This is a genomic window from Nitrosococcus wardiae, from assembly GCF_004421105.1.
Classification (GTDB): domain Bacteria; phylum Pseudomonadota; class Gammaproteobacteria; order Nitrosococcales; family Nitrosococcaceae; genus Nitrosococcus; species Nitrosococcus wardiae.
This window is the reverse complement of record NZ_CP038033.1, coordinates 3,735,404-3,760,552: the sequence shown is the minus strand read 5'-3', so window position 1 is coordinate 3,760,552 and position 25,149 is coordinate 3,735,404. Positions and strand designations below refer to the sequence as shown.

15 protein-coding genes, 2 tRNA genes and 3 rRNA genes are annotated in these 25,149 nt (G+C 49.8%); 15 read left to right on the top strand and 5 right to left on the bottom strand.

Annotated elements, in window-relative coordinates:
- The first annotated feature begins 30 nt into the window (after nt 1-30).
- From glgC to gcvPA, 4 genes are all read left to right on the top strand, one after another.
- Nucleotides 31-1,302, top strand: coding sequence for a glucose-1-phosphate adenylyltransferase (gene glgC / locus E3U44_RS17710; RefSeq protein ID WP_134359388.1), 1,272 nt, complete (start codon nt 31-33; stop codon nt 1,300-1,302).
- Between the two features lie 292 nt (nt 1,303-1,594).
- Nucleotides 1,595-3,043 (top strand): 4-alpha-glucanotransferase, encoded by a 1,449-nt coding sequence (gene malQ / locus E3U44_RS17705; RefSeq protein ID WP_134359387.1) that lies wholly within the window; start codon nt 1,595-1,597, stop codon nt 3,041-3,043.
- A gap of 30 nt (nt 3,044-3,073) precedes the next feature.
- Entirely contained in the window at nt 3,074-3,466 is a 393-nt protein-coding gene (gcvH, locus tag E3U44_RS17700) for a glycine cleavage system protein GcvH (protein WP_134359386.1), read from the top strand.
- A gap of 42 nt (nt 3,467-3,508) precedes the next feature.
- Nucleotides 3,509-4,867: an aminomethyl-transferring glycine dehydrogenase subunit GcvPA gene (gene gcvPA, locus E3U44_RS17695; protein ID WP_134359385.1), complete on the top strand. Its 1,359-nt coding sequence runs from the start codon at nt 3,509-3,511 to the stop codon at nt 4,865-4,867.
- On the opposite strand, the gene E3U44_RS17690 is transcribed toward gcvPA, so the two are convergent.
- Together E3U44_RS17690 and E3U44_RS17685 are read right to left on the bottom strand one after the other, a co-directional pair.
- Complete coding sequence (locus E3U44_RS17690) at nt 4,831-5,961, bottom strand: anhydro-N-acetylmuramic acid kinase (RefSeq protein ID WP_134359384.1); 1,131 nt, start codon at nt 5,959-5,961, stop codon at nt 4,831-4,833. The two genes, gcvPA and E3U44_RS17690, sit on opposite strands and share 37 nt — an antisense overlap.
- A 14-nt stretch (nt 5,962-5,975) precedes the next feature.
- Entirely contained in the window at nt 5,976-7,424 is a 1,449-nt protein-coding gene (locus E3U44_RS17685) for an OapA family protein (protein WP_240761646.1), read from the bottom strand.
- A 446-nt stretch (nt 7,425-7,870) separates the two neighbouring features.
- Here E3U44_RS17685 and tyrS point away from each other — a divergent pair, with 446 nt between their 5' ends.
- The 8 genes from tyrS to E3U44_RS17640 all read left to right on the top strand — a co-directional run bounded on the left by tyrS (nt 7,871) and on the right by E3U44_RS17640 (nt 17,295).
- On the top strand, nt 7,871-9,088 hold the full coding sequence (gene tyrS / locus E3U44_RS17680) for a tyrosine--tRNA ligase (RefSeq protein ID WP_134359383.1): 1,218 nt from the start codon (nt 7,871-7,873) through the stop codon (nt 9,086-9,088).
- Nucleotides 9,089-9,492: 404 nt separating this feature from the next.
- Nucleotides 9,493-11,037: ribosomal RNA gene (locus tag E3U44_RS17675) — 16S ribosomal RNA — on the top strand.
- Nucleotides 11,038-11,335: 298 nt separating this feature from the next.
- A tRNA-Ile gene (locus E3U44_RS17670) sits at nt 11,336-11,412 on the top strand.
- A gap of 64 nt (nt 11,413-11,476) precedes the next feature.
- Nucleotides 11,477-11,552: transfer RNA gene (locus E3U44_RS17665), tRNA-Ala, on the top strand.
- Between the two features lie 196 nt (nt 11,553-11,748).
- Nucleotides 11,749-14,653: ribosomal RNA gene (locus E3U44_RS17660) — 23S ribosomal RNA — on the top strand.
- A 68-nt stretch (nt 14,654-14,721) separates the two neighbouring features.
- Nucleotides 14,722-14,836 (top strand): 5S ribosomal RNA (gene rrf, locus E3U44_RS17655).
- The 16S, 23S and 5S rRNA genes sit together here with 2 tRNA genes alongside, the layout of an rRNA operon.
- An 80-nt stretch (nt 14,837-14,916) precedes the next feature.
- Nucleotides 14,917-15,444, top strand: coding sequence for a SixA phosphatase family protein (locus tag E3U44_RS17650; RefSeq protein ID WP_134359382.1), 528 nt, complete (start codon nt 14,917-14,919; stop codon nt 15,442-15,444).
- 1,092 nt (nt 15,445-16,536) lie between these two features.
- On the top strand, nt 16,537-17,295 hold the full coding sequence (locus E3U44_RS17640) for a class I SAM-dependent methyltransferase (RefSeq protein WP_134359380.1): 759 nt from the start codon (nt 16,537-16,539) through the stop codon (nt 17,293-17,295).
- Nucleotides 17,296-17,552: 257 nt separating this feature from the next.
- Here E3U44_RS17640 and E3U44_RS17635 read toward each other — a convergent pair whose 3' ends face one another.
- Together E3U44_RS17635 and E3U44_RS17630 are read right to left on the bottom strand one after the other, a co-directional pair.
- Nucleotides 17,553-18,425 carry a hypothetical protein gene (locus E3U44_RS17635; RefSeq protein WP_134359379.1) on the bottom strand — a complete coding sequence of 291 codons (873 nt, stop codon included), beginning with the start codon at nt 18,423-18,425 and terminating at the stop codon, nt 17,553-17,555.
- Nucleotides 18,426-18,641: 216 nt separating this feature from the next.
- The gene (locus E3U44_RS17630; protein ID WP_134359378.1) at nt 18,642-19,307 is read right to left on the bottom strand and encodes a rhomboid family intramembrane serine protease; all 666 of its coding nucleotides are present in this window, start codon (nt 19,305-19,307) and stop codon (nt 18,642-18,644) included.
- Between the two features lie 48 nt (nt 19,308-19,355).
- Between E3U44_RS17630 and tsaB the strand changes: the two genes are divergently transcribed.
- The 3 genes from tsaB (at nt 19,356) to E3U44_RS17615 (ending at nt 22,285) form a co-directional block, all read left to right on the top strand.
- A complete protein-coding gene (tsaB, locus tag E3U44_RS17625) occupies nt 19,356-20,033 on the top strand; it encodes a tRNA (adenosine(37)-N6)-threonylcarbamoyltransferase complex dimerization subunit type 1 TsaB (RefSeq protein ID WP_134359377.1) in 678 nt (225 codons plus the stop codon).
- Nucleotides 20,034-20,130: 97 nt separating this feature from the next.
- Nucleotides 20,131-21,099 (top strand): arsenosugar biosynthesis radical SAM (seleno)protein ArsS, encoded by a 969-nt coding sequence (arsS, locus tag E3U44_RS17620; RefSeq protein WP_134359376.1) that lies wholly within the window; start codon nt 20,131-20,133, stop codon nt 21,097-21,099.
- A 61-nt stretch (nt 21,100-21,160) separates the two neighbouring features.
- Nucleotides 21,161-22,285 carry a methyltransferase domain-containing protein gene (locus E3U44_RS17615; protein ID WP_134359375.1) on the top strand — a complete coding sequence of 375 codons (1,125 nt, stop codon included), beginning with the start codon at nt 21,161-21,163 and terminating at the stop codon, nt 22,283-22,285.
- Nucleotides 22,286-22,322: 37 nt separating this feature from the next.
- Here the strand turns inward: E3U44_RS17615 and mutS are convergent, their stop codons facing one another.
- On the bottom strand, nt 22,323-24,905 hold the full coding sequence (gene mutS / locus E3U44_RS17610) for a DNA mismatch repair protein MutS (RefSeq protein ID WP_134359374.1): 2,583 nt from the start codon (nt 24,903-24,905) through the stop codon (nt 22,323-22,325).
- Nucleotides 24,906-25,149 lie beyond the last annotated feature (244 nt).

The following is a 25,149-nucleotide window of genomic DNA, read 5'->3' as shown; positions in this document are numbered from 1 at the left end:
GTTCTGCCCTAGCTAAGGTTTTTTTTTACTATGGCAAAAAATTATAGTGCCCGTTTCGTAAGCCGTCTTACCCGTGACACTTTAGCGCTAATCCTTGCGGGGGGGCGAGGTTCCCGGTTGAAGCATTTGACCGCTTGGCGAGCTAAGCCAGCAGTACCGATAGGAGGTAAATTTCGTATCATCGATTTTCCTCTTTCCAACTGCGTTAATTCGGGTATCCGTCGTATCGGGGTATTAACCCAGTATAAGGCCCATTCGCTGGTCCGCCATATTCAGCAAGGTTGGGGGTTCATGCGGGGCTACCTTGGCGAATTTGTAGAGTTATTACCGGCCTCACAGCGAATTGAGGACTCTTGGTATGCAGGCACTGCCGATGCGGTTTATCAGAATCTTGATATTATCCGCACCCATAATCCAGATTATGTACTCGTTTTAGCGGGCGATCATGTCTACAAGATGGATTATGGGGATATGTTGGCCTACCATGTGGAGTGTGGAGCCGATATGACAGTCGGTTGTATCCATGTCCCCCTCAAGGAGGCCAAGGCATTTGGTATCATGAGTGTTGATGAAAATCTCCGGGTGATAGAGTTTATTGAAAAACCGGAGCATCCCAAACCCTCTCCAGGGCGATCTGGCGAGACATTAGCCTCTATGGGCATTTACATCTTCAATGCGCCTTTCCTTTATGAACAGCTGATCAAAAATGCGGATACTTCCAGCTCTTCCCACGATTTTGGTAAGGATATCATTCCTTCTATGCTACGTAGCAATTATCGAGTGGTTGCTTTCCCCTTCCGTGATGTCCAGGGCGGGGATCCTGGCTACTGGCGTGACGTGGGGACGGTGGATGCTTTTTGGAAAGCTAATCTGGAGTTAATTGGGGTGAGTCCAGAACTCAATCTTTATGATGAAGATTGGCCGATATGGACCTACCAAGCTCAACTGCCTCCTGCGAAGTTTATTTTCGACAACGAGGATCGTCGGGGGATGGCGGTGGATTCTATGGTCTCCGGGGGGTGCATCATTGCCGGTGCCCGGGTCCGTCATTCGTTATTGTTTTCCAATGTACGCGTGGAGTCCCATACCGAGGTGGCTGAGAGTGTGGTATTGCCGGATGTGACGATAGGGAAGCATTGCTATATTAGGAAAGCGATTTTGGATAAGGGGTGTAAAGTGCCTGATGGTATGGTGATTGGTGAGGATTTGGAAGAGGACAAAAAGCGTTTTTACGTCACGGAGGAAGAGGTCGTTTTAGTCACCCCAGAGATGTTGGGCCAAAAATACCGTTATATCCGTTGACGGTCGGCAGGGCGCTGCTTATCCTGTACTTTCGGTTTTGATGCTAGGGTGCAGAAAAGGCACTGCCCTCGATCTAGTTTCTCTCTTTATTTTTAAATCCTTAAATTGATGTCGTGGTAAACAGCTTGGCCCTTAGGGCGACAGGCGGCCTTAATTTACTGGTCAAAAAGGGGAGCTAATCGGTGCCGATTAATGGATCAGTTAATGAATAGTCCTATTACCCTTTCATGAGAGGAATTGGCGGCTTGTTGATCTTCTACTGTGGCACCCAACCCATTGAGGGGATGTTGACGTGGTAAAGGCTGAGCCATTTCGGCAGCGGCATGGGGGAATTCTACTTCATATCACGTCTTTACCGGGTAGCGATCTAGGTGCAGATGCCTACCGTTTCGTGGATTTTCTAGCGGAAGCGGGTATTACGGTTTGGCAGGTCCTTCCCTTAGGGCCGACTCACGAGGATCTATCCCCCTACCAATGCCTCTCGGTTCATGCCGGTAATCCGAAATTAATTTCCTTGCAGGCCCTGGTTGAGGAACCTTGGTTTGGGGCCTGTGAGGTCGACTTGGGCGACCGCAAGGCGGTGCTGCAACAGGGGTGTCGCCGCTTTGCTATTTATGCAAATCAGGCGATGCGGGCTGAATTTGCAGCATTTTGCCGTGATCAAGCTTTTTGGTTGGAGGACTACGTTCTATTTCAAGCTTTGCGGGAAACCTATGGTCATACCCCTTGGTTTGAATGGCCCCGCAAGCTGTTTCGGCGGGAAGGGCAGGTGCTTAAGGCCGCAAGCCAAGAGCTAGGGGCGTTAATGGATCGTAACCGTTTTGAGCAATTTATCTTCTTTCGACAATGGTCCAGGCTCAAAAATTATGCCAACTGGCACGGGGTATTGATCTTCGGTGATATGCCCATTTTTGTTGCCCACGATAGTGCTGATGTCTGGGCTCAGCCAGAATATTTTGCTTTAGATAAGGATGGCCAGTTGACGGTGATAGCGGGAGTGCCTCCTGATTATTTTTCGGCAACCGGTCAGCGTTGGGGAAATCCTCTCTATCGTTGGGATCGCATTGAAGCCGATGGATTTCGTTGGTGGCTAAGGCGAATGCGCACCCAGCTAAGGTTATGCGATATCATCCGTGTTGACCATTTTCGTGGCTTTGAAGCCTACTGGGAAATCTCTGCCAGTGCTGAAACAGCGGTTAAGGGGCATTGGGTAAAAGCGCCTGGCGAATCCTTGTTTCACACCCTGGAAGCTTACTACGGAGCTCTGCCATTGGTCGCCGAGGATTTAGGCACCATTACCCCAGAAGTAGAGGTGCTGCGAGATCAATTTCATCTACCTGGGATGAAGGTTTTACAATTTGCCTTTGATGGCGGGCCTGATAACCCTTATCTTCCTGAGAATCATGTAGAAAACTGCGTTGTGTATACGGGCACCCATGATAACGATACCATTCTGGGTTGGTTTAATAGCTTGTCTGAAGATAAACGTCACTGGGTCTACGAATGCCTAGGATTTCCGGCCGAGCCTATGCCATGGGCGCTGATTGAATGTGCCTTTCAGTCGATAGCGCAACATGCGGTTATACCGATGCAAGATATTTTGGAGTTAGGGAGCGAAGGACGCATGAATTTACCTGGAACGACTGAAGGTAATTGGCGCTGGCGTTTTAATTGGTCACAAATAAAATCAGACCTAGCGGTACGACTGCGTTGCTTAGTTGAACGCTATGATCGGTTATGAATAGAGTAATGAGTGAATAAGGAGAAAATCATGAGTGAAATTCCTGCAGAATTAAAATATACCAAGACCCATGAGTGGGCCCGGCAGGAAGAGGAGGGTGACCTGACAGTAGGGATTACTGCGCATGCCCAAGAACTGTTAGGCGATGTGGTGTATGTTGAGTTACCAGAAGTGGGTGCTACCGTCCGTGCCGGCGGGGAATGCATGGTAGTCGAATCGGTGAAGGCGGCATCCGATGTGTATGCTCCCGTAGAAGGAGAGATCATCGAGGTAAATACATTGCTTATAGACCGCCCAGAACTCATTAACCAGGAACCCTATGGCGAGGGGTGGTTATTCCGGTTGCGTCCGGATAGCACTGCGGCCTTGGACCAACTCCTGGATTCCAAGGGCTATGCTGAGATGATTGCTGCTGAGAGTTAGTGCCCTATACTCAGACCTCGTGCCCGATAGGAGACAAGTGTCATGCCATTTATCCCCCATACTGATGAAGATATCCGTTCTATGCTGGCAACCATAGGAGTGTCCGATATTGAGGCGCTTTTTGATGAAATTCCTGCCGCTTTGAGAACGACCGATTTTGGTGCTGTACCCCCTGGTTTGAATGAAATAGAAGTGACACGGCTACTACAGGGGCGGGCAGCACAGAATCACTCAGCGATTTGTTTTGCCGGCGGGGGTGCTTATCAGCACCATATTCCAGCACCGATCTGGGAAATTACCTCACGGGGGGAATACTATAGCGCTTATACCCCCTACCAAGCAGAGGCTAGCCAAGGCACGCTACAAGTTATTTACGAATATCAAAGTATGGTAGCGGCGCTGACAGGTATGGAGGTGAGCAATGCTTCCATTTATGATGGTGCTTCTGCCTTGGGGGAAGCGGTACTCATGGCGGTCCGCCTAAGTCGTCGGGGGAAATCCCCCTGTGTACTCATGCCTGCTACGGTTCATCCCGCCTATCGTAAGGTGGTGACAACCTTAGTGCAAAACCAGGGAATTTCTTTGCGGAAGATTCCCTATGACCTCACCAGCGGGGCTATAGATTGGGAAGTCCTGGAGTCTATCAAGGAGGATTTTGCGGCTTTGGTGATCCCTCAGCCCAACTATTTTGGCTGTTTGGAAGAAGTGGATGTCCTAACCAATTGGGCTCATAAACAAGGGGGACTGGTGATTGGCGTAGTTAATCCTACTTCGTTGGCCTTATTGAAACCACCCGGTGAATGGGGCGATGCAGGCGCGGATATTGTCTGTGGCGAGGGCCAACCGTTAGGGATACCGCTTGCCAGCGGAGGACCCTATTTTGGATTCATGGCCTGCAAGCAGGTCCATGTCCGTCAGATGCCAGGGCGGATTGTCGGCCGTACCGTAGATTTAGAAAATAAGCCAGGGTATACGCTGACATTGCAGGCGCGGGAGCAACATATTCGCCGTTCTAAAGCCACTTCAAATATTTGCACCAACCAGGGTTTGATGGTGACTGCAGCTACTTTGTACATGGGATTATTAGGACCCCAGGGATTAGCTCAAGTTGCCGCAGCTTGTCATGCCAACACCATGGCTTTAGTGAAACGGCTAACGGCTATCCCTGGAGTGGAGCAAGTGTTTGATAAGCCATTTTTTCATGAGGCGGTATTGCGTTTCCCTATTCAGGCATCAACAGTGTTGTCAACCTTAGGGCAACGTGGAATTTTAGCTGGAGTGAGTTTGGATCGCACTTATCCGGAATTGGGTGATACCCTGCTAGTTTGTGCCACTGAGCTACGCACCGAAGAAGATATCGAACTTTATGCGCGGGAATTAGCTGCAGCGTTGCCCGGATAAATAGCCCCTAAAATGACTGGATGCCTGGCGCCGGTCACCTCAGGCAGGTTTCCGGGGTGGCCTTCCAAGGTTTGTTTGGCTAGCCAAGCAAAGGTGCAGGCTTCAACCCATTGAGAAGGGATTCCATAGGTTGCGGTAGTGGTCACATGGCAGGGGGCCAACAGTTTCTGCAATTCCTCCATTAAGGTCTTGTTGTTGGCCCCTCCTCCGCAAACCAAAAGTTCTTCCGTCCGGGAGTTAAAGTTTTGTATGGCAAGCTTTATGCTAGTTGCGGTGAGTGCACATAAAGTCGCCTGGACATCTGCAGGGGGGAGCTCTGCTCCCATCTTGTCCAGCCTATGATCCAACCAGGCCATGTTGAAATATTCTCGGCCGGTACTTTTGGGGGGAGAAAGGGAAAAAAAGGGATCGGCCAGTAAGTATTGTAATAGTGCCTTATTAACTTGTCCTGACGCTGCCCAGCAGCCATCTTGGTCCAGGGGTTTATTTAAATGGCGGAGTATCCAACCGTCAATTAAGGCATTGCCTGGGCCCGTATCAAACCCCCATACCCGTTTTTCAGAGTCGATGGGCAGAAAGCTAATATTGGCCATGCCGCCAATATTCAGTACTGCCCGGTGATGATGGGAAGTGCTGAGAAAAGCAGCGTGGAAAGCAGGTGCCAGAGGTGCGCCTTGACCGCCAGCCGCAAGGTCGCGGCGGCGGAAATCGGCCACTGTGGTAATGCCTGTCATTTCCGCAATAGTATTGGGATCCCCTAATTGTAGAGTAAACGGGTTTGGAGCGTGGGCCCAATGGTAGATGGTTTGGCCGTGGCTCCCTATGGCCTGGACTTTAGCAACTGAAATCTGTGCTTTAGCTAATAATCCCAGGGCAGTCTCTGCAAAGAGACGTCCGAGACGAATATCCAAAGCTCCTAAGTCTTCTAGGGAGATTGTGCGGCGTTCGATCAAAGTAAATAAGTGCTGCCGCAGGGCTGCTGGCATAGGAAGGGTATGGGTGGCTAAAAGCCGAAATGGTTCTAGCTCTACCAGAGCGGCGTCGATGGCATCCATGCTGGTACCGGACAGGAGACCCATGTAACGTTGAGCCATATTATGATTTTGGCCTACTTAGATTGGGGGTTAGATGATTGGTTTAGGACCACAGTGGTGGTATCCACGGCATCCAGTTGTGCCACAAGTTTAGTTGCGTATCTTTGAAAATCCTGCTTGAGCTGAGAGGGGATCGGGTTGGCCTGGGGTAATTTTACCGTAAGGGGGTTGCGATGAACTCCATTAACCAAAAATTCATAATGTAAATGGGGACCAGTGGCAAGGCCCGTTTGGCCTACATAGGCAATGATTTCCCCCTGGGTGATTTTGGTTCCTACCTTTAGCCCCTGCTTGAAGCGAGATAAATGTCCGTAGAGAGTGCTGTACTTAGTGCCATGTTGTAGTATGACGGCTTTGCCATATCCTCCTTTGTGGCCCACGAATACGACTTTGCCGTCACCAGCGGCTTTGACTGGAGTTCCAGTTGGAGCTGCGTAATCAACTCCTTTATGAGCGCGGATTCGGTTGAGAACGGGATGTTTACGCCGGAGGTTAAAATGAGAGCTGATTCGCGAGTAATTGACAGGCGTGCGCAAGAAGGCCTTACGCATACTCAGCCCTGTGGGAGTGTAGTAGGCTGAATGGCCGTTGCCATCAGCATAGCGAATGGCCTGGAAGGTTTTGCCGCGATTGCTAAATTCAGCGGCAAGAATAGGTCCATTCTGTACTTTTTTATCTTGGAGGTAATGTTCCTCAAAGAGCACCTTGAATTTGTCCCCCGGCCTCAAATCCAATGCGAAGTCAATATCCCAACCAAAAATTTGGGTTAGCTCCATGATTTGCTTATTCGTAAGGCCCGCTTGAAGCCCATCTTTAAAAAGAGAGCTTTCAACGGTTCCCGTAACAGTTTCAATGCGGGTTTGAATATTCCGACTTATGCGTTTAGCCCGGAACTTATCATCTTTAGCCCGCACCTCAAGATACTCGATAGGGCTAAAATTAAGGCGTAAGGCGACTAGTCGCCGGCTGTCGTTATCGCCCTTAAAGGCGATCTGTAACAGCTGGCCAGGACGCAGGAGCGCCAGGGGGCGCACGGGTTTTCCTAAGGACATCACCTCATGGACCTGACGGGGACTTAGACCGAGCTGTGAAAAAATACGGGAAAGATTGTCTCCCTTTTGGATAGTGATGTTTTGCCAGCTATGGAGTTCCGGTGTAGGTGTAATTGCGCGAGGTTTGGGAGCAATGGCTGTGGGGCCTGCGGTGGGGGAGGGCTGGTGGGTAGTTATAGTCCCTAAGATTAGGTGGTCAATCTGTATCAGGGGACTGGTGGGATACGCTGATAGTTCCCGCCCATATAAAGTAAGGCCAATTCCAGTACTTAGTAGGCTAATGCAACCTAAGGTGAGCATCCAGGGCACATGCTTTTTTCTGAATCGATATTTTTTATGCCAATAAGCCTTATCGGCCTTTCTGTTCTTTGTCTTGTGGATGTAGTAGCGGTAGTCCTTGTCAATCATCATCTTGGATCCTAATCAACGCATGCCCATGGGCAGAGTTTTCTACTATCAACCGTAATTCGCTAGTAACGCTGGGTCAATAGGGTATACGTTGCTACCCAGGATTTGGTTCCAGCCCAGATGAATTAAGGAGGTTATTTGTATTCCATTGAAGCTGTTATCAACCCCGTTCGCAAGTATTTAAGTATTCTGCACTGTCTCTTTCTTACTGGATGCACGTTTTTCCCGCGCAGCTCTAGAGGTAACCAAAGGCTGTTCCATCTTACCTCTTAATCAAAGAAAACAAAAACTTGGTCGTATCTACAGGAGTTGGTGTACTCAATTTAATTCAGGAGGCCAGTTTAGGTGGGGACCAAAGCAAACTTGTAAATTTACAGAGCGATGGCAGGTGAGGCTGTGGTATAGTCAAACTTAATGAGTTGATATTGCTTAAGTGATGTGGAGGAATCATGGCATCACCGCAGCAGGTTCTCGATGAAATACTGCGGGGAACCGAAGAAATTTTGCTTGTAGAAGAACTGAAGCTAAGGTTGGAACAAGGGAGAACTTTGCGAGTCAAAGCTGGCTTCGATCCCACTGCCCCAGAGCTGCATCTAGGACATACGGTATTGCTTAATAAGCTGCGCCAGTTTCAGGTGCTTGGGCATGAAGCTTTGTTTTTGATTGGCGACTTCACTGGAATGATTGGTGATCCCACAGGAAAAAATATAACGCGCCAACCTCTTACACGTGATGAAGTCTTGGAAAATGCCCGCACTTATGAAGAACAGATTTTTAAGATACTTGATCCTGAAAAAACCCTGGTAGTTTTCAATTCCAGCTGGATGAATGAAATGACGGCTGCTGATTTAGTGCGGCTGTCTTCCCATTATACAGTGGCGCGTATGCTTGAGCGTGATGATTTCTATAGACGCTACCAAGGTGGGCAACCTATTGCTATCCATGAATTTCTCTACCCTTTACTACAGGGCTATGATTCAGTGGCACTAAAAGCTGATGTAGAGCTAGGCGGTACAGATCAGAAATTTAATTTGCTAGTGGGCCGAGACCTGCAGAAAATCTACGGTCAAAAGCCGCAAGTCATTATTACTATGCCTATTTTAGAAGGGCTTGATGGGGTGCAGAAGATGTCTAAATCCCTGGGAAACTATATCGGCATCAACGAGCCACCAAGAGAGATGTTTGGCAAGCTTATGTCCATCTCTGATGAATTGATGTGGCGTTATCTTGAGCTGTTGAGCTTTCGCCCAATGGCTGAGATTATCCGTTGGAAGAAGGAAGTTGAACAGGGAGCCAACCCCCGTGATATCAAGGTAAAGCTAGCGAAAGAAATTGTTGCCCGCTTCCACAGTCAGAGTATGGCCAAACAGGCTCATGACGCTTTTGTTGCCCAATTCCGTCAGGGCGTTCTGCCGGAAGATATCCCTGAGATTCCAATATCCACGGGAAAAGAGGGGATATCCATTGCCAGGTTACTGAAGGAGTCAGCCCTTACTACAAGTACCTCGGAGGCCTTGCGTATGATTAAACAAGGGGCTGTTAAGATAGATGGTGAGCGCATCGAGAACCAATCTCTCCAAGTATTACCAGGCGTTATCCGGGTAGTACAGGTAGGTAAACGGCGTTTTGCTCGAGTATCCATACAGCTTTCTGAAGATAATTGTTAAAAAATAGTCCAGAGTCTGTATTTTAGACTTGACAGGCAGCGCTTAGATCTTGATAATTCGCCCTTCCTTTGGCGACGACTTTGGTGTTCGCCAGGATAAGAAGCTGAGGCAGCAGAAAAAGCTTGACGGAAGTAATAAGCACTGTATAATACGCGCCTCATCACCGGCGCAGGGATTGTCGAAGGTAAAAGCGCTAGGGTGGCGTTATCAGGGAAGAACGTATAAACTATATACAGCTCTGTATTGCAGAGTTAGTTCTTTAAAAATCGAGATCAAACAGCTTGTGTGGATGCTTGCGTTGAAAGGTTATTTGTTGGATTTTTTTGGCGTGAGCAAGTTGCACTAGATTGTGGTTTGTTAGGCGTCAATTTAAGTTTTAGTCAATTTAATTGGCTTGAAAGATTCAACTGAAGAGTTTGATCATGGCTCAGATTGAACGCTGGCGGCATGCTTAACACATGCAAGTCGGACGGCAGCAGCGCTTAAGCTTGCTTAGGCGGCTGGCGAGTGGCGGACGGGTGAGTAACGCGTAGGAATCTGGCCTCTAGAGGGGGATAACCCGGGGAAACTCGGGCTAATACCGCATACGCTCTGAGGAGGAAAGCGGGGGACTTTCGGGCCTCGCGCTAGGGGATGAGCCTGCGTCCGATTAGCTAGTTGGTAGGGTAAGGGCCTACCAAGGCGACGATCGGTAGCTGGTCTGAGAGGACGATCAGCCACACTGGGACTGAGACACGGCCCAGACTCCTACGGGAGGCAGCAGTGGGGAATATTGGACAATGGGCGCAAGCCTGATCCAGCAATGCCGCGTGGGTGAAGAAGGCCTTCGGGTTGTAAAGCCCTTTCAGTGGGGAAGAAAAGCGGTGTGTGAATAGCGCATCGTGTTGACGTTACCCACAGAAGAAGCACCGGCTAACTCCGTGCCAGCAGCCGCGGTAATACGGAGGGTGCGAGCGTTAATCGGAATTACTGGGCGTAAAGGGCGCGTAGGCGGTTTAGTAAGTTGGGTGTGAAAGCCCTGGGCTCAACCTGGGAATTGCACTTGATACTGCTGAGCTAGAGTGTGGTAGAGGGAGGCGGAATTTCCGGTGTAGCGGTGAAATGCGTAGATATCGGAAGGAACACCAGTGGCGAAGGCGGCCTCCTGGACCATAACTGACGCTGAGGTGCGAAAGCGTGGGGAGCGAACAGGATTAGATACCCTGGTAGTCCACGCCCTAAACGATGAGAACTAGACGTTGGGAGGGTAAGCCTTTCAGTGTTGTAGCCAACGCGATAAGTTCTCCGCCTGGGGAGTACGGCCGCAAGGTTGAAACTCAAATGAATTGACGGGGGCCCGCACAAGCGGTGGAGCATGTGGTTTAATTCGATGCAACGCGAAGAACCTTACCTGGTTTTGACATCCTCGGAACCCTGCAGAGATGCGGGGGTGCCTTCGGGAGCCGGGAGACAGGTGCTGCATGGCTGTCGTCAGCTCGTGTCGTGAGATGTTGGGTTAAGTCCCGCAACGAGCGCAACCCTTACCTCTAGTTGCCAGCGGTTAGGCCGGGCACTCTAGGGGGACTGCCGTTGACAAAACGGAGGAAGGTGGGGATGACGTCAAGTCATCATGGCCCTTATGGCCAGGGCTACACACGTGCTACAATGGCCGGTACAGAGGGTGGCCAAGCAGTGATGCGGAGCTAATCTCAGAAAGCCGGTCGTAGTCCGGATTGCAGTCTGCAACTCGACTGCATGAAGTCGGAATCGCTAGTAATCGCGGATCAGCAATGCCGCGGTGAATACGTTCCCGGGCCTTGTACACACCGCCCGTCACACCATGGGAGTTGGCTGCACCAGAAGTAGGTGGCTTAACCTTCGGGAGGGCGCTTACCACGGTGTGGTCAATGACTGGGGTGAAGTCGTAACAAGGTAGCCGTAGGGGAACCTGCGGCTGGATCACCTCCTTTACTATAAAGCAGATAATCTGCTTCGCGAGCATCCACATAAGCTGTTTGATCGAGACATGTAATATCGATTTGTCATCACCATACCTGGTAAACAGCACCTATCGTGTTTTGAGTTGAGGTAGGGCAACCAAGTATTGGGATATTTGGATTGTTAGGCGCTTGTGATTTTTTGATTTCGATGAGCGAAGTAGGCTATAAGAGTTTTTGTTAGTATAAATTTCCAAGCGCGCTGCTGTGGATGGCCGGGTTGAAACATGGTTATTCCCAGAGTCAGAATTTTTAGGCTAGGGCGAATATCGGGTCTGTAGCTCAGTCGGTTAGAGCGCACCCCTGATAAGGGTGAGGTCGGTGGTTCGAATCCACCCAGACCCACCAAATTCAGCGTTCAGTAAATGGATGAATGAGTGTTTTGGTGGCTGAGCGCTGATACAGCCTAAAAGGGGCCATAGCTCAGCTGGGAGAGCGCCTGCTTTGCAAGCAGGGGGTCGGCGGTTCGATCCCGCCTGGCTCCACCAAGATATGAAAGATTTTAGGCACCACCAAAAATGAGCATAGTGTTCACGGTGATGTCTAAAATAAAGCAAGAGTATGGTATTATTCTCTTGCATGCTCTTTAAAAACGAGGGGAAGAGAAGTTCAAGGCGAGGCAAGCGAGGAGCTTGCGAGGTATGTTGGCGAGAATGATATAGCCCAGGTTGTTTGGGGTTATATGGTCAAGCGAATAAGCGCATACGGTGGATGCCTTGGCGGTAGGAGGCGAAGAAGGACGTGGTAGTCTGCGAAAAGCCTCGGGGAGCCGGCAAACGGGCGATGATCCGGGGGTATCCGAATGGGGGAACCCACCTAGTTGAGGCTAGGTATTGCATGCTGAATATATAGGCATGTGAGGCGAACCTGGGGAACTGAACCATCTCAGTACCTAGAGGAAAAGAAATCAACCGAGATTCCCTGAGTAGCGGCGAGCGAAAGGGGAGCAGCCCAAAAGCCTGTAGGATTTTAGTGGAACGGATTGGAAAGTCCGGCCGTAGACGGTGATAGCCCGGTACACGAAAGGGTGTTACAGGTGAAGATGAGTAGGGCGGGACACGTGGTATCCTGTCTGAAGAAGGGGGGCCCACCCTCCAAGGCTAAATACTCCCTACCGACCGATAGTGGACAAGTACCGTGAGGGAAAGGTGAAAAGAACCCCGTAGAGGGGAGTGAAAGAGAATCTGAAACCGTATGCGTACAAGCAGTGGGAGCCTTCTTAGGGAGGTGACTGCGTACCTTTTGTATAATGGGTCAGCGAGTTACTTTCAGTGGCCAGGTTAACCGAGAGGGGAGCCGTAGGGAAACCGAGTCTGAATAGGGCGGCTGAGTCGCTGGGAGTAGACCCGAAACCGGGCGATCTAGCCATGGCCAGGGTGAAGGTGGGGTAATTCCCACTGGAGGCCCGAACCCACTGATGTTGAAAAATCAGGGGATGAGCTGTGGTTAGGAGTGAAAGGCTAAACAAGCTCGGAGATAGCTGGTTCTCCCCGAAAGCTATTTAGGTAGTGCCTCATGTATCACTCCTGGGGGTAGAGCACTGTTTCGGCTAGGGGGGCGTATAGCCTTACCAAACCGAGGCAAACTCCGAATACTGGGAAGTGGGAGCATGGGAGACACACGGTGGGTGAGAAGGTCCATCGTGGAGAGGGAAACAGCCCAGACCGTCAGCTAAGGTCCCGAAATTATCGCTAAGTGGGAAACGATGTGGGAAGGCGAAGACAGCCAGGAGGTTGGCTTAGAAGCAGCCATCCTTTAAAGAAAGCGTAATAGCTCACTGGTCGAGTCGGCCTGCGCGGAAGATGTACCGGGGCTAAAGCGATATACCGAAGCTGCGGGTATGAGTCCTCTGCGGGGGATTTATGCGGTAGGGGAGCGTTCCGTAGGCTGTAGAAGGCGTGCTGAGAGGCATGTTGGAGGCATCGGAAGTGCGAATGCTGACATGAGTAACGATAAAGGGGGTGAGAGGCCCCCTCGCCGAAAGCCCAAGGGTTCCTGCGCAACGTTAATCGGCGCAGGGTGAGTCGGTCCCTAAGGCGAGGCCGAGAGGCGTAGTCGATGGGAAACCGGTTAATATTCCGGTACCTGGCATAACTGCGATGGGGTGACGGAGAAGGCTAGGCTGGCCGGGGGTTGGAAGTCCCGGTTTAAGCGTGTAGGGAGCGTTCCTAGGCAAATCCGGGGGCGCGTATTCCGAGGCGTGATGACGAGCTCTTATTGAAGGGCGAAGCAGTTGAGGCCCGGCTTCCAGGAAAAGCCTCTAAGCATCAGGTTATGTGAGACCGTACCCGAAACCGACACAGGTGGGCGGGGAGAGAATCCTCAGGCGCTTGAGAGAACTCGGGTGAAGGAACTCGGCAAATTGGCACCGTAACTTCGGGAGAAGGTGTGCCTCTGGTACGTGAAGGACCGAGCGTCTGGAGCGGAAGGAGGTTGCAGTGACCAGGTGGCTGCGACTGTTTATTAAAAACACAGCACTCTGCGAACTTGAAAGAGGAAGTATAGGGTGTGACGCCTGCCCGGTGCCGGAACGTTAAGTGATGGGGTTAGTCGCGAGGCGAAGCCCTTGAACGAAGCGCCGGTAAACGGCGGCCGTAACTATAACGGTCCTAAGGTAGCGAAATTCCTTGTCGGGTAAGTTCCGACCTGCACGAATGGCGTAACGATGGCCACACTGTCTCCACCCGAGGCTCAGTGAAATTGAAATTGCTGTGAAGATGCAGTGTACCTGCGGCAAGACGGAAAGACCCCGTGAACCTTTACTACAGCTTTGCACTGGACTTTGAACCTGCTTGTGTAGGATAGGTGGGAGGCGAAGAAGCCGGGACGCTAGTTTCGGTGGAGCCGACCTTGAAATACCACCCTGGCATGTTTGGAGTTCTAACCTAGGCGCGTTATCCGGGTCGGGGACAGTGCATGGTGGGTAGTTTGACTGGGGCGGTCTCCTCCTAAAGGGTAACGGAGGAGCGCGAAGGTACCCTCAGCGCGGTCGGAAATCGCGTAGTGAGTGCAAAGGCAAAAGGGTGCCTGACTGCGAGACGGACAGGTCGAGCAGGGTCGAAAGACGGTCTTAGTGATCCGGTGGTTCTTAGTGGAAGGGCCATCGCTCAACGGATAAAAGGTACTCCGGGGATAACAGGCTGATACCGCCCAAGAGTTCATATCGACGGCGGTGTTTGGCACCTCGATGTCGGCTCATCACATCCTGGGGCTGTAGCCGGTCCCAAGGGTATGGCTGTTCGCCATTTAAAGTGGTACGCGAGCTGGGTTTAGAACGTCGTGAGACAGTTCGGTCCCTATCTGCCGTAGGCGTTGGAGATTTGAGAGGGGCTGCTCCTAGTACGAGAGGACCGGAGTGGACGGACCTCTGGTGTTCCGGTTGTCACGCCAGTGGCATGGCCGGGTAGCTATGTCCGGAGGGGATAACCGCTGAAGGCATCTAAGCGGGAAGCCCTCCTCAAGATGAGATCTCCCAGGACCTGCGAGGTTCCTGAAGGGTCGTTGGAGACGACAACGTTGATAGGCGGGGTGTGGAAGCGCAGTAATGTGTGAAGCTAACCCGTACTAATGGCCCGTGAGGCTTGACCATATAACACCCAAGCAAGTTGGGTGGATTGCCAGAGAGAGCAGACTTCCCCCAAGAGAGAGCAGTTTTTGCCTGGTGGCCATAGCGAGTAGGTCCCACCCGAACCCATGCCGAACTCGGAAGTGAAACTACTCAGCGCCGATGATAGTGTGGGGTTGCCCATGTGAAAGTAGGTCACCGCCAGGCATCTTATATCTTCGCTAAACCCCCGATTGAAACCCTCACTCGGGGGTTTTGCTTTTTATAGGGGTATATAATATTGCATTATGTCGCGTCAGTTATTAATCCTTCGGCATGCTAAATCTGCATGGGATACGGGGAGCCCATCTGATTTTGAGCGTCCCCTAGCTAAGCGTGGAATCAGGGAAGCACCGCGCGTAGGTTACTGGATGAAAGCGCATGATCTTCATCCAGGGTATGTGGTTAGCTCACCTGCACTACGGGCAAAACAAACCACTTGCATGGTGGCTAGAGAGCTTAATATTCCTGAAAATAAAATCCATTGGGATGAACGTATTTATAAAGCTGATGTCCCTTTATTGTTGAGGGTCATTTCGGCGTGCCCAGCTTTGGTTGATACTCTCTTATTAGTCGGCCATAACCCTGGGTTAGAGAATTTGCTTGTTTTTCTCTGCGGTGAAAGAATAGCAAAGCCTGCAGAAGGGAAGCACTTTCCTACTGCCGCTTTGGCTCAGTTAAAGCTGTCTGGTGATTGGGACTGCTTAGAGGCAGAGGCTCAGGCAGGTCAACTGATCTCTCTGATCCGACCCAAGGATATTAAAAAGAGAAAATAGCTTCTTAAGGGGTGAGGCTGCCTTTCCCTAGGCAGCCAAAGAGATTATTGCTCTTAACGCCCCCGTTTACTAGGTTGGGTGATGTGAGGCGCTACTGCTCGCTGGGGAAGAGCCTTTTATTTCTTCAGCAATCTGGTTAAACTGCTTGATTTGATCGAACCCAAGACTTACCAGATTTAATCCAAAATCTCGAATAGTCGTGAAAAAATTTGGGATCTTGTAACCGGCATAAATTATCCCTGCTACCATCGCGATTGCGGTTATAGCAGCAAGAAAGGTAGGTAGTCCGAGAAAACTCAAGGCATTAGATAAATGATAAATACCAGCGAGAGGCAGAAGAAATAATGCCCCCACGTAGATGAATATGATGTAAGCATAGAATACTACAGCACTAAGCTGTATTAATCTTACTAGAGTTAAACTTAAGCATTTTACCATGGCTCTATATCAGTCATAATTTATAGTTTATCGTCTGCTGCCCTAGGCGGCTTGTCCTTTAAATAGTTAGCCCTACAATAAGGGGCTTGCATAGCTAGTAAATTATTTGAGCATACGGTCCCCTAAAAGCTACTTTGCTTGGAGGCCAAGCTTATTTAAGCATCTAGATTTTACAATTTACGGACAAAATTCTATTGGCAGAACGGAACGGCGAGTTTGCACCGGGTAGCAGAAAAACGGGTTTTTGGATAAATCCGTCAACGCTAGCTGTTGAAGCATTTCTCGCCAGGATCCAAGCGCCTGAATTTAACTTCGCTATTTTTCAGGTGCTCTACAAAGCCCAGGAAAATATTTTAAATTGTTCTTAGCGTAGCTCTCTGCCCTCTAATTATCGAATTTTCTAGAATCCTATGACGCTACTATTATACCTGTGCAGCCATCTGGTGGCTAGGGAGTTTTGAAATAATGCTACGGAATGCGGGGACTCTTTATTTAGAATAGTACTTTATTATTTAGTGCTAAAAACAACTCAAATTGTAAGCAAATGCGCTATAGTTAAAGTGGAAAACAGCGAAAATAGATTTGGAGACCCGATAATTTTTATATTAGGGGCAGCTGATTTTTCAACCAATAAAAAAGAGGTTGCAAATTCCTATGAAAAAAACAACCAATGAGCCTGATCAGTTAAAAAATACTCCTAGCCAACTGAAAGGCTCTATTAAAGAAGAAAAAAAACAACGTTCCCGCTTGGATATTGTTGCAGTACAGAAAGCCTATAAACGCTATGCAACTCTTTATGATGCCTGGTTTGGGCCGGTAATGCAACGGGGGCGGAAGGAGAGTATTGAAAAATTAAATTGCCAGCCAGGTGATAAAATTTTAGAAGTCGGCGTTGGAACTGGCCTTTCTTTGCCTTTATATCCTCCTTTTGTCCAGGTAACGGGGATTGACATTTCCCCAGAGATGTTGGAGCGAGCAAATGTTCGGAAGAAGCGCTTAGGGTTGGAAAATGTGGTTGAGCTACGGGTGATGGATGCCGAATATATGGAATTTCCTGACAATAGTTTTGATAAGGTGACGGCAACCTATGTGGCTTCTGTAGTGCCCCATCCTGAACGATTAGTCGATGAATTAAAGCGCGTCTGCAAGCCAGATGGCGAGCTTTTTATTCTGAACCATTTTCAAAGTACCAATCCAGTACTTGCTGGAATGGAACGTTTGCTTTCACCCCTTTCTCGGTTTCTTGGATTTCATCCTGATCTCTGCTTAGATTCTTTTGTAAAAGGAACTGATCTGGAAGTGATTGATATTACTTCTACTAATCTCTTTGGTTATTGGAAGTTAGTGCGGGCACGAAATAATAAGCAATTGATCAATGCAACAGCGGAAACAAAAGTAGCAGCCTCCCAATAAACAGTTACTATGGGAGAGCAGGAAATCAGGAAATATTGTACGCTGGAGGAATATAGGGACTATTGTATGCAGATAGGGCGGGAGCAAAGTGGCCCAAGGGGAAATAAAATTTTAATCGTAAATTCCCATGAGAATCACCCTACAGCAGCCTAGAGGAACAATTTTTAGCTCCCTCGATAAAGTTATGAGCTAATGGCAAGGGGGAAGAGAAATTTCCCTTCCCCCTCTATGGTTTTCATAGCTGGTTTTCCAAACCCTTAAAAATGAATGCCTAAATAACCTCCCGTTGTCCAGTGGTCGTTTTCGACACCATCCGTTTCATCTGCGGCGAGATGGTAGCGGCCATCTACCCCCACGTGAAATCCTCGAATAGGTTCATAATCGATACCTGCGGCGAATTGCACGCCAATGTCAAGCACTGTGCCAGCATCTGAAGGCGGGCTAATCACATGGAAGTCGAGACCTGCTGGAATAATCCAAGGTTGGAATTTCCCCCAGCCTGTATATTTGAGCTTAGGTGAAGCACTAACGGTAAGCATGCTAAGGGTAACCCCCTCAGTGCTAGTATTTTGAACGCCGATCGCATTTGATGCGACAGGGACTACGCGGAGGGCGTCATCTTTAGTATCTAAATTTTTATATTCAATACCTAATTCTGCAAAGACTGAAGTGTTAGGTACTAATCCCCAGACATTATCGTTCAGAAAATAGTCGAATCCAGCGCCCACATACCAACCAGAATCATCATCATTTTGAATGCCGCCGGTCTCAAAAATATCTGTAAAGACCTGGTTGCTGCGGTCGCTATTTAATTCGGTATACCCCCCGCGGAAGAAGAGCATGTTATACCCCAGGGGTTCGGGTTTGGATGGGCTAGTTCTTTCTACCACCGCTACTCGCTCTTCAAGCTGCTCTACCTGCTGTGCAGGTTCTTGAGCTTTTTCTCTAACCCGCGTTAGCTCTCTACGCAGCATCCGAAGCTCTTCTTCCATTTGCCGGACCCGTTCTTCCAACGTGGAGATAGACTGTCCCCCGAAAACCACAGTTGGAGAAAGTAATATCGCGCCAGCTAGGAAGGTGATGACTATTAGTGCCCAATTTTTAGGAAATTTCCCATGGGATTGTCTCATGCCTACCTCTCTTGCATATTTATAATATTTATATGGCATAAAATTCGCTTATGGAATCTCGGGCTAGAAAACCCTCATAAACCCCATGGTTAAAACCTAGGACAGGTTTCAAGGCAAATCAATAGAACATGGAAAAAATATGCATGTTTTTGACAGAGTTCAAATTATTCGATTCATTTTTTAACCTTTTCTAGATCATTGGCTTTATTTTTAAACTTATTTTGGCGAGCGATAAAATAAGGGCACGAAGAGCATACCAGCGGCGAAACCGCTTAAATGGACTTCCCATGCGACAGTTTCTTGCTCGGCAGTGGTGAATATTCCATATATAAGCTGCAGTCCATACCAGAATATGAGCACCCATTCTGCCGGTACCCGGGCCAGAGCAGGATAGAAACCTCGTAGATAGACGGCGACAATTCTGGAGTGGGGAAATAATCGGAGATAAGCGCCTAATACTGCGGAGATGGCGCCGCTTGCACCAATTATAGGATTTTGAGAGGTAGGGTTGAGGAGGATATACGGCATTATTGCTATAATTCCGCATAGAAAATAAAAAAGGATAAAGCGAACATGTCCAGTGGCATCTTCAATTGTTTTTCCAAAGATCCAGAAAAACAATAGATTACTGGCTAGGTGCCATATATCGGCGTGGAGAAAAAGGGATGTGATGAGGGTGAGTTCAATGGGTATCGGGCTGCCGACTAGTTCCACTTTATGAAGAAAGAATATTGGAGTAACCGCAAAACTGTAGATAGCCCGAACGGCTTCTTTCGGCTCCAATGAAAGTTCCCACAAAAAGACTAAGATACAAATGACTATGAGGCCAATGGTGATGACCGGTCGAATCGAGGTTGGATTAGGGTTTCTTACTGGAAACATAGCATCAAGTTATTTGAGGAAAAACAGTTCCTTGTATCTTAGCTCAATATGAAGCTATTGGCTCTTGATACCTCGACGGAAGCCTGCTCTGCAGCCCTGCTTATAGCTGACCAGATCCGTGAGCGTTTTGTGGTTACTCCTCAAGGGCATTCAGATCTTATTTTAAATATGCTAGAGGCCCTATTGGCGGAAGCAGGTATGTCTCTGAGCGCTGTCGATGCGCTGGCTTTCGGCCAGGGGCCGGGGTCTTTTACTGGTGTACGGATTGGTGTGGGGGTGGCGCAAGGGATCGCTTTTGCCCACGACTTGCCCGTATTGCCCGTTTCCTCCCTGGCAGCCCTGGCCCAGTCTTGTGGGGCGAAAAAGATTCTGGCGGCTATCGATGCCCGGATGGGTGAGGTTTATTGGGGTGCCTATGAACAAGGGGCTGAGGGTTTGGTTAGATTAACAGGTGCCGAACAAGTCTGCGCTCCCGAGGCAGTCCCCTTGGTGGCAGGGGAGGGGTGGTTTGGAGCAGGTACCGGCTGGGGAACTTATAAGGATAAGCTGCGCGGGCGTCTTGAGGAGAGAGTAACTGGTTGGGAAGCAGAGTGCTATCCCCGCGCTATCGCAATAGCCCAGCTCGGCGCTGCTGCTTTTGCCCGAGGTGAAGCAGTAATGGCAGAACAGGCATTGCCCGTCTATCTTCGGAATAATGTGGCGAAAAAACCTGTAAAGCCAATATGAAGGTTATCTAGCTACTGTAACAAAAGGGTCCCTAAGAAGTCTGAAAAATTTAAGTCTTATCAAAAATCTTTTCTGTTTGAGGCATATAGACAGTTCCATGCATGCAACCCTACCCTTATTGCAAGCCACGGATTTTCCAGCCCTGAGGCGTAAGCCTCTAGAAACGTTACAAATTAATCTCGGTTATCGCTGTAATCAGCAGTGTGTCCATTGCCATGTCAGCGCCGGGCCGAAGCGTAAAGAAGTCATGGTTCGGGAGACCATTGAACAAGTTGTTGCGTTTTTACAAACCTCCAGCGTCACTGCCCTAGACCTCACCGGCGGAGCGCCAGAGCTTAATCCCCACTTTCGAGATCTTGTCATCAGGGCGCGGAGTTTGGGAGTCCGAGTCATTGATCGTTGCAATCTCACGATTCTTGAAGAGCCGGGACAGGAAGGTTTAGGCGAATTCTTAGCCGCCCAGAGAGTAGAAGTGGTGGCCTCATTGCCTTGTTACTTGGAAGAGAATGTCAATCGGCAACGGGGCCGGGGGGTGTTTGAGACCAGTATCCGAGCTTTACAGAAACTCAATCATTTAGGCTATGGTGACAAGGCTTCAGGGCTAATACTCAATCTTGTGTATAACCCCCAGGGTGCGACTTTACCGCCACCCCAAAAGAGACTAGAGGCGGAATATAAGCACCAGCTTGGTGAACGCTACGGGATTGTTTTTAACCATCTGTTTAGCCTGACCAATATGCCGATCCAGCGCTTTGGCAGCATGCTTGTTTCCAAGGGACTGTTTAGAAAATATATGGCTCTTTTGCGAGAGGCCTACCAGGCAGAAAATCTAGAATCGGTGATGTGTCGCAACCTTATTAGCGTTGACTGGCAAGGATATGTTTATGATTGTGATTTTAATCAGATGCTGGGCTTGCCGTTGGTCCATGTCGGCAAATCACCCATTCATCTCTCCCAACTCCTGGAGTGGGGCACAGATTTAGAAGGCAATCCCATCGCTGTGGCCGATCATTGCTATGGTTGCAGCGCTGGACAGGGGAGTAGTTGCGGTGGCGCTTTGAGTTGATGGAATACCGATAAGGATGAAATTTTAGGGCAAGATTATCGATTGAACCAGGAGTGCATAGATGTCGCAGCAAGTTAATGTGTTGGAACGGTATTCAGAAGGGGCTCAGGCGCATCAAACTGAGTTGTGCTGCGCAGTGGAGTATGACTCACGGTTGTTGCAAATTCTGCCCCAGGAGATCATTGATAAGGACTATGGTTGTGGCGATCCTTCCCCCTATATTCGAGAAGGAGACGTGGTGCTCGATCTCGGCAGTGGTGGCGGTAAAATCTGTTATATAGCAGCGCAACTCGTTGGCGCCCAAGGGCGAGTAATAGGCGTAGATATGAATGACGACATGCTTGCTCTAGCCCAAAAATATCAAGCCGAAATGGCAAAGCGGTTGGGCGGTGAACGGGTCGAATTTAAAAAGGGGTTGATCCAGGATCTGGCTTTAGACTTAGCTGCCGTAGATGCCTATTTAGCTGCAAACCCCGTGTCCAAGAGCCGAGATTTAGCCCGTCTAGAGGCTTTTAAAACCCAACAACGCCAGGAAACCCCCCTAATCCCTGATAGCTCGGTGGATCTGGTTATTTCCAATTGCGTGTTGAATTTAGTAGAGGATGGGGCAAAGGCACAAATGGTTGCGGAAATCTTCCGAGTATTGCGTCCGGGTGGGCGGGTCGCTATTTCCGATATTATCAGTGATGAGGTCGTTCCCCAACACTTACGTGATGATCCAAAATTGTGGTCTGGCTGTATTTCCGGGGCCTTCCAGGAAAAAGAATTCCTTGATGCCTTCTTAGCAATGGGCTTTGTTGCGGTGAGTTACGATAAATGGGAGGCCGAGCCTTGGCAGGTGGTGGAGGGCATCGAGTTTCGCTCAGCGACTCTCACTGCCGTTAAACCTGAAGGCTCAGAATGTATGGATGTGGGGCAGGCGGTCATTTATAAGGGACCTTATACCCAGGTCCATGATGAAGAAGGTCATGTTTTTCCGCGGGGAGAACGCATTGCGGTGTGTGAGCGCACCTTTCGGCTCCTAACCACCGGCCCCTATAATGATGATTTTATTGGAATTTCACCGGCCGTCTCCCAAGAACCAGTGACCTGGTGTGCGCCTGCGGGGACTCGGCGCCCAGCACAAGAAACCAAAGGCGGGATCCACCAGGGAGGTTCCTGTGCAGAATCAGGTTGTTGTAGCTAAAAGCCCTGGGCCGCAAACGCCAAAAATGACTGTCGTTTTAGTTGGTAACAGCAAGGTTTAACAGCGCTTTGAGTTCATAGAGTTTCTTTAAGGCTTGCCGGGGACTGAGTTCATCTGGCTCCAAGTCCTGTAAGATCTGAACGACAGGATGATCCGCAGGTGTGGCAAATAGGTCGAGTTGGGTTTCGCCTCCATCGGTGGGGTTTTGCCGGGCATTATTTTCTAACTCCGCGAGTCGTTGCCGTGCTTGGGTAATCACTTCCTGGGGAACGCCAGCTAATGCGGCCACTTGAAGACCATAGCTTTGGTTAGCAGGCCCCTCTTTCACCGCATGGAGAAAAACAATACGCTCCTTATACTCGGTTGCCGTGAGATGAAGGTTAGCCACCCCAGGAAGATGCTCAGGGAGGCTAGTCAGTTCAAAATAATGGGTTGCGAATAGAGTCAGGGAACGCACCGTGTAGGCAAGGTGGGAAGCTACGGCCCAGGCCAGGGACAGGCCGTCGAAAGTGCTCGTGCCCCGGCCGATTTCATCCATCAGCACTAAGCTATGTTTGGTGGCATTATGTAGAATATTGGCGGTCTCGGTCATTTCCACCATAAAGGTGGAGCGTCCCCCAGCAAGATCATCGGCGGCGCCAATGCGGGTGAAAATTCGGTCAATAGGGCCAATTACCGCGCGGCGGGCTGGGACAAAGCTCCCAATATGGGCGAGAAGGACAATTAAGGCCGTTTGGCGCATGTAAGTGGATTTTCCCCCCATATTGGGACCGGTAATAATTAACGTCCGTCGTTCTTCATGGAGGGTTAGATCATTGGATACAAAAGGGGCCTCCAAAGTTTGCTCTACCACTGGGTGGCGGCCCCCTTCGATCAGAATCCCCGGCTGATCGCTCAACACGGGGGGCATATATTCCAGGGTTTCGGCCCGTTCAGCCAGGTTATTCAGTACGTCCAGTTCCGCCAAGGCACTGGCACAGGCCTGTAAAGCCGGGAGCGGATTGGCCACTTGCTCAAGCAATTCTTCGTAAAGGGCTTTTTCCCGCGCCTGCGCCCGTTCCCGGGCACTTAATACTTTATCCTCAAAGCCTTTCAATTCTGGAGTGATATAGCGTTCAGCTCCCTTTAAGGTCTGGCGGCGAGTATAGTCAGGAGGTGCTTTATGAGCTTGAGTGCGAGCGATCTCAATATAGTAGCCATGGATTTTGTTATAACCTACCTTAAGGGTCGAAAGTCCGGTGCGCTCCCGTTCCCGTTGCTCCAGTTCCACTAAAAATTGCCCAGCATTGTTACTTAGATGCCGCAACTCATCCAGTTTAGAGTCGAAGCCGGGGGCAATCACTCCTCCCTCTTGGAGGAGCACAGGAGGATTTTCGCAGATGGCTCGCTGCAGCAATTGGTAGAGTTCTGGAAAGGGGCCTAGATTTTGCTGTAGTAACCGGAGTTGGGGACTCTGGAGGGGGAATAGGGGAGCTTGAATGTCAGGTAATAATCCCAGAGAGTGACGTAATTGGACAAGATCTCGTGGGCGGGCTGAGCGTAGGGCTACCCGCGAGAGGATTCGCTCAATATCACCAATTCCCCGGAGCAGCTTTTGCAGAGGAGCGCTTAACCCAGTTTCTAAGAGAGTAGCGATCGCCTGTTGACGCTGCTTGAGTAGAGTTTGGTCCCGCAGAGGCCGATGGAGATAGCGCCGTAGCAGACGGCTGCCCATAGCGGTTGCCGTTCGGTCCAATACTGCAATCAAAGTATGGTTGGAATGACCACTCAAGCTTTCTTCTAATTCTAGGTTGCGCCGCGTGCTGGGATCCAGGATCACGCTAGTTTCTTGAGATTCTACTTGGAGTTTTTGGATATGGGGAAGCTGAGTTCGCTGGGTATCGCGGATATATTGCAGCAGGCATCCTGCAGCGGCAATAGCGGTTTTCAGATCCTCGCAGCCAAAGCCGGTTAGATCCTGGGTTCCGAATTGCTGGCAAAGCTGGCGTTGGGCGCTCTCCGTATCAAAATACCAGGGAGGTAGAGGTCGTGTCACCGTGGCTGCTTGAGGATCGGCCAGGGTAAGGGCTAGCTCCTCGCTCACTAAAAGTTCCGCCGGACGGATGCGGGCCAGTTCGCTGGCTGCTGCCGCTTCGTTATTTACTTCTAGGACGCTAAAGCGCCCACTACAAAGATCAAGCACGGCAAATCCAAAAATGTCACCCTTACGCTGGAGAGCGGCAAGCAAATTATCCTGACGGGCCTCCAACAGGGCTTCATCGGTCACTGTTCCAGGGGTAACCACCCGCACTACCTGTCGTTCTACAGGGCCTTTACTTTTGGCGGGGTCACCCATCTGCTCACAGATGGCCACTGACTCTCCCTGACGTACTAGTCTTACCAAATAGGAATCGAGGGCATGGTAGGGGATTCCCGCCATGGGGATGGGGGCGCCCGCTGACTGACCGCGGCTAGTGAGGGCAATATCCAGTAGTTCTGCAGCACGTCGAGCGTCTTCATAGAACAACTCGTAGAAGTCACCCATACGGTAAAGTAGAAGGGTGTGGGGATAGTCTGCCTTAATTCGCAGGTACTGTTGCATCATGGGAGTATGGGGTTTTCTCGGGCCATTCGCTGACATAGACAGACCTTTGCAGTCGGTAGTGAGTTGGCAAATATCGCTGAATTAAAGCTTCCGCCTCTTGGGTAGGGGCAGATTAAAATATCTGTTTGCGGGAAGAAATTTATTGGATATTGTTGTTATAGCGGCATTGATTATAGCAAGCATGTCCTGGACGATAGCAAGCACTTGTTAGGGAGTAGCGGCGACCGTATTTTGGTGACTAGCCTTAGATCATGTCATCGCAGGACATTTGCTAGATAGA

Coding starts and splice junctions, on each gene's coding strand:
- glgC (WP_134359388.1), top strand. CDS start 31: ATGGCAAAAAATTATAGTGCCCGTTTCGTAAGCCGTCTTACCCGTGAC.
- gcvH (WP_134359386.1), top strand. CDS start 3,074: ATGAGTGAAATTCCTGCAGAATTAAAATATACCAAGACCCATGAGTGG.
- gcvPA (WP_134359385.1), top strand. CDS start 3,509: ATGCCATTTATCCCCCATACTGATGAAGATATCCGTTCTATGCTGGCA.
- E3U44_RS17690 (WP_134359384.1), bottom strand. CDS start 5,961: ATGGCTCAACGTTACATGGGTCTCCTGTCCGGTACCAGCATGGATGCC.
- E3U44_RS17685 (WP_240761646.1), bottom strand. CDS start 7,424: ATGATGATTGACAAGGACTACCGCTACTACATCCACAAGACAAAGAAC.
- tyrS (WP_134359383.1), top strand. CDS start 7,871: ATGGCATCACCGCAGCAGGTTCTCGATGAAATACTGCGGGGAACCGAA.
- E3U44_RS17650 (WP_134359382.1), top strand. CDS start 14,917: ATGTCGCGTCAGTTATTAATCCTTCGGCATGCTAAATCTGCATGGGAT.
- E3U44_RS17640 (WP_134359380.1), top strand. CDS start 16,537: ATGAAAAAAACAACCAATGAGCCTGATCAGTTAAAAAATACTCCTAGC.
- E3U44_RS17635 (WP_134359379.1), bottom strand. CDS start 18,425: ATGAGACAATCCCATGGGAAATTTCCTAAAAATTGGGCACTAATAGTC.
- E3U44_RS17630 (WP_134359378.1), bottom strand. CDS start 19,307: ATGTTTCCAGTAAGAAACCCTAATCCAACCTCGATTCGACCGGTCATC.
- tsaB (WP_134359377.1), top strand. CDS start 19,356: ATGAAGCTATTGGCTCTTGATACCTCGACGGAAGCCTGCTCTGCAGCC.
- arsS (WP_134359376.1), top strand. CDS start 20,131: ATGCATGCAACCCTACCCTTATTGCAAGCCACGGATTTTCCAGCCCTG.
- E3U44_RS17615 (WP_134359375.1), top strand. CDS start 21,161: ATGTCGCAGCAAGTTAATGTGTTGGAACGGTATTCAGAAGGGGCTCAG.
- mutS (WP_134359374.1), bottom strand. CDS start 24,905: ATGTCAGCGAATGGCCCGAGAAAACCCCATACTCCCATGATGCAACAG.